At 36.1% G+C, this 2939-nt stretch carries 2 protein-coding genes; both read left to right on the top strand.

The window, feature by feature from the left end:
* Positions 1–337 precede the first annotated feature (337 nt).
* Positions 338–1138, top strand: coding sequence for a helix-turn-helix domain-containing protein (locus BM361_RS16805; protein WP_074980298.1), 801 nt, complete (start codon positions 338–340; stop codon positions 1136–1138).
* A 164-nt stretch (positions 1139–1302) separates the two neighbouring features.
* Positions 1303–2712 (top strand): amidohydrolase family protein, encoded by a 1410-nt coding sequence (locus tag BM361_RS16800; RefSeq protein WP_074980296.1) that lies wholly within the window; start codon positions 1303–1305, stop codon positions 2710–2712.
* Positions 2713–2939 lie beyond the last annotated feature (227 nt).

Genomic DNA, 2939 nt, shown 5'->3' with positions numbered 1-2939 from the left:
AAGAAAGGATGCCCGTCGAGAGGTATTTTTGCTATCGCAAAACCATGAATTTTATCCTAAATGGTCTCCAAGGCTTCGACCATTTTTAACGGATTCAATTCATATATACTGCCGACGGGGGTACACTCCCATCAACATCTTTTAACTTAATTCAAATCCACCGCAAACAAACCGTCATCGTAAACGGAATACAGTGGAGTGCGGCCTGTACGACTTTTTCATTCATTTGGGTGATCTATTTCCTTATGCAACAGATTATGACTTTGCGAGGGTGGTTTTAGAAAAATGACAGAATTTTCCTTTATATTTATGTGCTGAAAAATTACAGTCAACTATTTTGAGCATATACTCCGAACATCAATTAAAACACAAATCACGATTTGTTAATAAAATATGGGCTTTAGATAATAGCCAACAAAAAACTGAAATTCAAAATCTAAAAATTCTACCTAATGGCTGTTTCAATTTTGCTTTTCTAATTGGCAAAGGGGCTAAGGTATATTTAAAGGACACACAATTCCATTATAATCAAGGAATTTATCTTTGTTCTCAACTTACCGAATACATTAACTTAACTCTTTCAGGAAATTCCAAGTTAATCTTAGTGCAGTTAAAGCCTTGGTACTTTTCATATTTTCAACAAAGTAATTTTCAAAATTTTGTTGATACCATTTCAGAGTACTCTCCACATTACAAGTTATTTGGTGTAGACATCAACCTTGATTCTTCGTCTATTTTAGAAGATATAATTGCGTTAACTGAACACTATTTTTCCGAATTTGAAAAATCCAATGTCAAACAAAACACCATTGAGTTAATCTGCAGAAAGATTATCATTCATCATGGAAACTGCAAAATCTCCGGGATTTTAAAAGACTACCCCTATTCAGAAAGATGGATTCAATCTCGTTTTAAAAAGGCAACCGGATTAACCCTTAAACAGTTTTCAAAAATAATTCAGTTTAGAAGCTCCGTAGATGAAATTGCTTTTAACGAAAAGAAGGACTCTTTAACCTCGGTTGGTTACAAATCAGGATACAACGACCAATCTCATTTTATTAATAATTTTTATCAGTTCTCTAAGATAACTCCGAGTAAATTCAATCCGGAAAATTATGTGTTGTCTTTTAGGGAGTAGTTCGTTTTTTTACAATTTCTATCCTTTTTATAGTTTTAGTTTTGTCAAAAAGTCACACAATCACTGGGCTATAGGAGGTTCTATTTGTTTTCATAATCGGGTTATTGTAACGATTAAAGAATTTATAGTCTAATCATTAAAATCATCATCAATCAAAAATCGAAATGAAATCTTTAAAGCTATTAACACTAATTGCATTTATCAGTTTAGGTTTAAATGCTCAGAGCAAAGCAGAATCCGAAAATGACACTTATGTCGTAAAAAATGTCAACATCATTCCAATGACTACAAACAATGAGGTCATTGAAAATGCTACCGTTGTAGTTGAGGGTCAGAAAATCTTATCAATCAACAAACCAATTCCCAATAACGCTAAAATCATAGACGGGAAAGGGAAATGGCTCATTCCCGGACTCATTGATATGCACGTTCATAACCTGGCCGATGGTCCTTATACCTCGTACCCTACCAGAGGTCCGGCGATTCATATTGACACCCAAAATCTTTTTACGCTTTATGTAGCCAATGGTGTTACTACGGTATTTGAACTTAGCGCCAGAGCAGAGCATATTGGTCAGCGAAACGAAGTAATAAGAGGTGATGTTATAGGTCCGAGAATTGCTTTAGCCGGGTTAATAGATGGTGGCAATGCAAATATGACTGCTACAACCCCTTCCGATGGAAGGCAAACCGTTAGACTTGCAAAAGGCGAAGGGTATGAGTTCATAAAAGTATATTCGCAACTGAACCAAGAAACTTATAAAGCGATCATAGATGAGGCTGAAAAGCAAAATATGAAAGTTGTTGGACATATCCCAAGTGCATTTGAGGGCAAAACGGAAGAAGCTTTTGTACCGCATTTCGGTCTGGTTGCTCATGCAGAAGAGTTTTCAAAACAAGCTGACCATTTCACTGATGAAGAAGCTGAAAGATTTGCCAAAATGAGTAAAAAGAATGGCACCTGGTTAATACCTAACTTGTCCAATCTTGTTTATATAGCTAAACAAGCTCGCTCACTGGATAGCGTTCGAAATCTTGAAAGCTTCAAATATGTTCATCCTTTAATGCAAAGTAAGTGGATTGTCTCTAATCAATATAATGAAGGCACTAGTGCTAAACGTATTGCTTATTTCGATAAACTCGTTGATTTTCATATTAAGATCGTTAAGGCTTTTAAAAAGGAAGGAGTTCCCATGGTAGCCGGAACCGATGCCGGAACTTCCGGAATTGTTTGGGGGTTTTCTCTTCACGATGAATTAAAACTTTTAACAGAAGCCGGTTTAACAAATGAAGAGGTTCTGGCTTCTGCGACACGATTGGCAGCGGAATGGTTAGAAATTGACGATAAAATAGGAACTATTGAAACAGGGAAGTTTGCTGATCTGATATTACTGGATAAAAACCCATTGGATAACATTAGCAACACAAAGGAAATCTCGGGCGTTTTTGTCAACGGGAAGTGGATTGATAAAAATAAAATCGATACCATGCTCTCGGATGTTGAGCAATGGAATAATGCCAATAAAGAAAACTATAACTGGCATGAGGTTTTAAAGAAAATCAGAGGTGAGTAAGGTTGGTAAGTACTATTTAAGAGATTGCCACGCCTTGCTATCACAAGGCTCGCAATGACGTTGCCGAAAACAATTTCTTTCACCCTGCACCCCTAAAGGGGGAAATTGTTTTTTCCTTGCTGTCATTCCGTGTTTTTTTGTCATTCCGCACTTGTTGCGGAATCTATTGATTCTATGTTTGATCTTTTTTATTTAGTAAGGAATTGTCTTAATTAATTTAACGGGCA

The sequence above is a fragment of the Zhouia amylolytica genome, assembly GCF_900116365.1.
Lineage (GTDB): Bacteria > Bacteroidota > Bacteroidia > Flavobacteriales > Flavobacteriaceae > Zhouia > Zhouia amylolytica.
Note: the sequence above shows the minus strand (reverse complement) of the source record. Positions and strands in the feature narration are given on the sequence as shown.